Origin of the sequence: Wenjunlia vitaminophila DSM 41686 (assembly GCF_000380165.1) — a bacterium.
Taxonomy (GTDB): domain Bacteria; phylum Actinomycetota; class Actinomycetes; order Streptomycetales; family Streptomycetaceae; genus Wenjunlia; species Wenjunlia vitaminophila.
The window spans coordinates 202,324-208,323 of the sequence record NZ_KB904724.1; the positions used below are offsets into that span (position 1 = coordinate 202,324).

Here is a 6,000-nt window from a genome sequence, read left to right on the forward strand (position 1 = left end):
CGGTCTGACTCTCGATGGGTCGCACCGCCTCCATCGTGTACCGCGCGCACAGATACGTCATCTCTACTATGCGGTAATCGCCACGCTGTGAGACGAAGGCCGCAAGGAGCCCTCACGGCCAAGCTGGCCAAATACCCACCCTACGCCGTGGGGGTCGACGCCTGGGACACGGTGGCTGGAGCACGAACGGGCCCAGAGAGTCGTACGACCGTTCGGGTGTGTGCCGTATCCGGGCGACAGGGAACGACACCCGGGTACAAAGTGGGAAGAATCCGGGAAGAGGACGTGCAGTGGCCTGTGATCCGAGTCACTGGAGGCTGTGTGGGTTGGGGCGACACGTCAATGTTTGGGTGGGATCGCCCTCAGGGTACTTGCGCGATCCGCCCGGCCCGTGTGGACTACGGCCACGACCCCGGGCGGAGGCCGGGACCGAAGAACGCACCGAAGACAGGAGGCAATCCGTGAGCGCGACCGCGGGCCACGCGGAGTCCAACCCGGCGACCCGGTTGGGACTCCAGCCCGGACAGGTGGTCCAGGAGCTTGGTTACGACGACGACTGCGACCAAGACCTCCGAGAGAGTATCGAGGAGCTCACGGGCGCGGAGCTCGCCGACGAGGACTACGACGACGTTCCCGACGCCGTGCTGCTGTGGTTCCGGGAGGACGACGGCGACCTCACGGACGCCCTGGTGGACGCCACGTCCGTCGTGGAGAACGGCGCCCCCATTCTGCTGCTGACCCCGAAGACCGGCCGCGCCGGCTATGTGGAGCCGAGTGACATCGGTGAGGCAGCGACCACCGCGGGCCTGGCCCAGACCAGCAGCTTCAACGCCGCCAAGGACTGGTCGGGCAGCCGGCTGGTGACCCCCAAGGCCGCGCGGACCGGGAAGCGCTGACCGCACGGCGTCGCGGGCCCCGGGTCGCGACGTCCGTGCCCCCGACGTCCCGCGTCCCGGCACCTGGTGCCCGGGACTCCCCGGTGTTCCCGACGCCGAGCGGTCCTGGGTCCGTGCCTGGACACCCGTGTCGCGGCACGCCCTGCCTGGACACCGTGCCCCCGGGACGCGCCCCTCGTGTCCTGACGAGGCCCCGCCCATCGCCGGCGGGGTTCTCGTGTGCGCTGGCGCCTCCACCCACCGGGCCGTCCCGCCCACCCCATGCCACCCAGTGCCAGCGCCCCCCGCGTGCCGGACTCCCCGCGCCGGAGTCCTCCGAGGGCCGGGCACCCGCGTGCCGCCCCGGGCCGGGAAGGTCCCCGGCCCACCGCCGTGCCCCGCCTCCAAGCGCCGCTGGGCCTCCGCCGCCCCGACGGCCTCCCCCATGGTTCGAGCAGCCTCCACGGGCCCCGCCCAGCAGCCGGTCCCGACGGGCCGTGGCACCGGCACCCCGCCGCCCGACCCTGTAACGGCGCCGCTCCCCTCCGCACCTGGCCGTCATCCGCCTTTCCCACCCCGCCCGCCCCACCCCGCCTCCCGCGACCCGGCCGGGTCCGGTCCACCCGGGTTTCCCGGGACCCGCCTCGCGCCCCGGTGGCCGGGGAACTGCCTGGCCCGGTTCCCGCGTCATTACCTGGCAAGGGTCGGTCGGCCATCACTGCTCGAGTCAGGAATGCAAGACTGTCCGTGCCGTTCGATACCAATGTCGTGCGGGGAAGAGCAGGAAGGGATTGCGCCCATGGCGATCGAGGTCGGCACGAAGGCTCCGGACTTCGAGCTGAAGAACCAGCACGGCGAGCTGGTTCGTCTGTCGGACTTCCACGGCAGCAAGAACGTGGTGCTGCTGTTCTACCCGTTCGCCTTCACCGGGGTGTGCACGGGCGAGCTGTGCGCGGTCAGGGATGAGCTCCCACGGTTCGTCAACGACGACGTGCAGCTTCTCGCCGTCTCCAACGACTCGCCATTCACCCTCCGGGTGTTCGCCGAGAAGGAGGGCCTGGAGTACCCGTTGCTGTCCGACTTCTGGCCGCACGGTGCGGCGTCCCGCGCCTACGGGGTGTTCGACGAGGAGAAGGGGTGCGCGCTGCGTGGCACCTTCATCATCGACAAGGAAGGTGTGGTGCGTTGGACGGTGGTCAACGGACTGCCCGACGCCCGTGACCTGAACGACTACGTCGAGGCGTTGAAGACGCTCTGACGTCCGGAGAACCGGGTGCCCAGTCAACGAGCTGAGCACTAGGATCGACCCGATTGATCCAACGCATTGCACGACGGGGGCGCGTGATGTGCTCCCCGACTTACGGGAGGACTCGTGGGAGTCAGCCTCAGCAAAGGCGGCAACGTCTCGCTGACCAAGGCCGCACCGAACCTGACGGCGGTGGTCGTCGGTCTGGGGTGGGACGCTCGTACCACCACCGGCACCGACTTCGACCTTGACGCCAGCGCCCTGCTGACGAACGCGGACGGCAAGGTTGTCTCGGACAGCCACTTTGTGTTCTTCAACAACCTCAAGAGCCCCGACGGCTCGGTCGAGCACACCGGTGACAACCTCACCGGTGAGGGCGACGGCGACGACGAGGTGATCAAGGTCAACCTGGCGACGGTCCCGCAGGATGTTGCCAAGATCGTGTTCCCGGTCTCGATCTACGAGGCCGAGGCCCGCCAGCAGAGCTTCGGGCAGGTGCGCAACGCCTACATCCGCGTGGTGAACCAGGCCGACAACAACGAGCTGGCCCGGTACGACCTCACCGAGGACGCCTCGACCGAGACGGCCATGGTCTTCGGTGAGCTGTACCGGCACGGGGCCGAGTGGAAGTTCCGCGCCATCGGCCAGGGCTACGCGTCCGGGCTGCGGGGGATCGCGCAGGACTTCGGCGTCAACGTCTGAACCGTGGCGACACCGTCATGAGCGGCAGTGCGGCGCCGCACGCCCTCGGGCGTGCGGCGCCGCCTGTTCAGGGGGTGGGAACGCCCCGGGCGGTCCGGCCGCCGAACGGTGTTCCCGGATGGCGGCGGGATCGTTCCCGCACCCCCATCCACGGTCATGTCTCCACCAAATGGGGAGGAAAGCGGCAAATGAGTGTGACCCTCGCAAAGGGGGGCAATGTCTCCCTCACCAAGGCGGCTCCGAATCTGACCAAGGTGATGGTCGGGCTGGGGTGGGAGGCCCGCTCCACCACGGGCGCGCCCTTCGACCTGGACGCCAGCGCGCTGCTCTGCAGGGGTGGCCGGGTCCTCGGTGACCAGTACTTCGTGTTCTACAACAACCTCAAGAGCCCCGAGGGGTCAGTCGAGCACACCGGAGACGAACTGGTGGGCGGCACCGGCGGTGACGACGAGACCGTCCTGGTGAATCTCCCCGATGTCCCGGAGACCGTGGACAAGATCGTTTTCCCGGTGTCCATCTATGACGCCGACGCCCGTCGTCAGAGCTTCGGCCAGGTCACCAACGCCTACATCCGCGTGGTGAACCAACTCGACGGGATGGAACTCGCCCGCTACGACCTCAGTGAAGACGCTTCGAACGAGACGGCGATGATCTTCGGTGAGCTGTACCGCTATGGCGGAGAGTGGAAGTTCCGGGCCGTTGGTCAGGGGTATGCCTCAGGTCTGCGTGGTATCGCTCTAGACTTCGGGGTCAACGTCTCGTAAAAAAGCTGCGGACAGTGCGGGGGATCCTCATGTTCAGGCCAGTCAAGCCGGCGTCCCCTCCTGGCGCGGACACATCGCCCGGATAGATACCGACCTGATTAAGGAACTATGCAGTGATCCTCCGAACCTTTGGCTGGTCGTTCGGCGTCACCGTCGCCGGACTGGTCTTCGCCGCCTGGATGTGGGGATGGGAAGCCTTCGCCATCGTGGGCATCCTCTCCATCCTCGAGATCTCGTTGTCCTTCGACAACGCGGTCGTCAACGCCGGCGTGCTGAAGAAGATGAACGCCTTCTGGCAGAAGATCTTCCTGAGCGTCGGCGTCCTGATCGCCGTCTTCGGCATGCGGTTGGTCTTCCCGGTGGCGGTCGTCGCGATCAGCGCCAAGCTCGGCCCGATCGAGGCGCTCGACCTCGCCATCAACGATGAGGACAAGTACGAGAAGTACGTCACCGAGGCCCACCCGGCGATCGCCGCCTTCGGTGGGATGTTCCTCCTCATGATCTTCCTCGACTTCCTCTTCGACGAGCGTGAGGAGCACTGGCTCGGCTGGCTGGAGCGGCCGTTGGCCAAGCTCGGCAAGGTGGACATGCTCTCGGTGGCCGTCGCGCTGATCACCCTGCTGGTCGCCGGGATGACCCTGGCCACCAGCGTGGCGCACCACGGCGGGGACAAGACGGCCACCGTGATGCTGGCCGGGGTCGCCGGTCTGATCACCTACCTCATCGTCGGTGGCCTGTCCGGGCACTTCGAGGACAAGCTCGAGGAGGAAGAGGAGGCCGAGGCGGAGGCCGAGGAGCAGGCAGCCGCGGAGGGCCGCCAGGTCAGCGCGATGGGCGTCGCCGGCAAGGCCGCGTTCTTCTTGTTCCTGTACCTGGAGGTCCTGGACGCGTCCTTCTCCTTCGACGGGGTCATCGGTGCCTTCGCCATCACCAACAAGATCTTCTGGATGGCCCTGGGTCTGGGCATCGGCGCCATGTACGTCCGGTCGCTCACCGTCTACCTCGTCCGCAAGGGCACCCTGGACGACTACATCTACCTGGAGCACGGCGCCCACTACGCGATCGGCGCCCTGGCGGTCGTCCTGTTGGTGACGATCAAGTACGAGATCCACGAGGTGATCACCGGCCTGATCGGCGTCTCCCTCATCCTGGCCTCCTTCTACTCGTCGGTCCTGCACAACCGGCGACAAGCGGAGAGCGGGGAGAGCGAGGAGGAGAAGACCGAAGTCAAGGTGTGACCGAACGCCGATTGCGGAACGCTTCTTGCGGGGCGGCCTGGGACAGCAGCTCACGGCCGCCCCGCTGTCGTGTGCCCGGACGATGAGGGGGGCAACCCATGTGGGATCTGTTCCAGCGCGCCAGGATGGCGACCGTGGACAGCGGCAGTCCCTACAAGGTGACGCTGACCAAGTCGACGCCGTTGGTCTCGCTCACCGAGCAGGGCTCTGCCAGTGGCCACCTGCGGATCAACCTGACCTGGTCGATGCGCCCGACCGAGCTCAACCAGCCCCGGCAGCGCAGCAGCCTGCTCCGTCGCCCCCTGAGCCTGTTCGAGCCGCAGGTGGTGCAGGCCCAGGGCCCGGCCATGGTCAACGTGGACCTCGACCTGGGCTGCATGTACGAGTTGAAGGACGGCACCAAGGGCGTGGTGCAGCCGCTCGGCAAGCTCTTCGGTGACCTGCACAAGCCGCCCTACGTGGAGACCAGCGGCGACGACCGGTTCGGTGCGCCGTCGGGGGAGACGCTGTACGTCAACCTGGACAAGAAGGACGAGTTCAAGCGGCTGCTGGTGTTCGTCTACATCTACGACGGCACGCCCGCGTTCAGCCGCACCCAGGCGCTGGTCACCCTGTTCCCCAGCATGGGGCCGAGGATCGAGATCAAACTGGACGAGCGCGCCCCGGAGGCCCGGTCCTGCGCGGTGCTGCTGCTGGAGAACCGCAAGGGCCACTTCCTGGTGCGCCGCGAGGTGAAGTACGTGTACGGGTTCCAGTCCGAACTGGACGGGCTGTACGGGTGGGGCATGCAGTGGGCCCGCGGCTACAAGGGGGAGGACGCCTCCGGCGGCGACGCCTGATCTCCGGCCGGCCCCGGGAGCGCTCCGCGGCGGTCCGGGTGCTGCCGGACCGCCCCAGGGCCTGTCTGATGAATCCCGCCTGGGTCGTGACGCCTGGCACGCGCGCTCGCTGCGTTGTCGGGATCGTCCATGTACGCCCAGTACGAGGACGACCCTCCGCCTTGCGATCGCACGCACCAGACGCCGCGACCCCCGCCCTCCGGGCGGACGGCGCTACTCATCAGACAGCCCCTAACGGTGTCCGGAGCGGCTGGGCTGGAACTGAGGTCCCTGTGGGGGCAGGGTGAAGCCGCCGTTGCCCGGCTGCGGCTGGACCGGCGGGGGGACCGGCGCCGG

Annotated in this window: 6 protein-coding genes; all 6 read left to right on the plus strand. The window is 67.9% G+C overall.

Annotation, left to right across the window (positions count from 1 at the left end; translation table 11 throughout):
* Positions 1–461 precede the first annotated feature (461 nt).
* The 6 genes from A3IG_RS0126560 (at position 462) to A3IG_RS0126585 (ending at position 5,664) form a co-directional block, all read left to right on the plus strand.
* The gene (locus tag A3IG_RS0126560) at positions 462–896 is read left to right on the plus strand and encodes a DUF3052 domain-containing protein (RefSeq protein WP_018386628.1); all 435 of its coding nucleotides are present in this window, start codon (positions 462–464) and stop codon (positions 894–896) included.
* Positions 897–1,674: 778 nt separating this feature from the next.
* The gene (locus A3IG_RS0126565; RefSeq protein WP_018386629.1) at positions 1,675–2,133 is read left to right on the plus strand and encodes a peroxiredoxin; all 459 of its coding nucleotides are present in this window, start codon (positions 1,675–1,677) and stop codon (positions 2,131–2,133) included.
* A gap of 114 nt (positions 2,134–2,247) precedes the next feature.
* Positions 2,248–2,823 (plus strand): TerD family protein, encoded by a 576-nt coding sequence (locus A3IG_RS0126570; protein WP_018386630.1) that lies wholly within the window; start codon positions 2,248–2,250, stop codon positions 2,821–2,823.
* A gap of 188 nt (positions 2,824–3,011) precedes the next feature.
* A complete protein-coding gene (locus A3IG_RS0126575; RefSeq protein ID WP_018386631.1) occupies positions 3,012–3,587 on the plus strand; it encodes a TerD family protein in 576 nt (191 codons plus the stop codon).
* A gap of 113 nt (positions 3,588–3,700) precedes the next feature.
* On the plus strand, positions 3,701–4,825 hold the full coding sequence (locus A3IG_RS0126580; protein WP_018386632.1) for a DUF475 domain-containing protein: 1,125 nt from the start codon (positions 3,701–3,703) through the stop codon (positions 4,823–4,825).
* A 98-nt stretch (positions 4,826–4,923) separates the two neighbouring features.
* Positions 4,924–5,664 (plus strand): TerD family protein, encoded by a 741-nt coding sequence (locus A3IG_RS0126585; RefSeq protein ID WP_018386633.1) that lies wholly within the window; start codon positions 4,924–4,926, stop codon positions 5,662–5,664.
* Positions 5,665–6,000 lie beyond the last annotated feature (336 nt).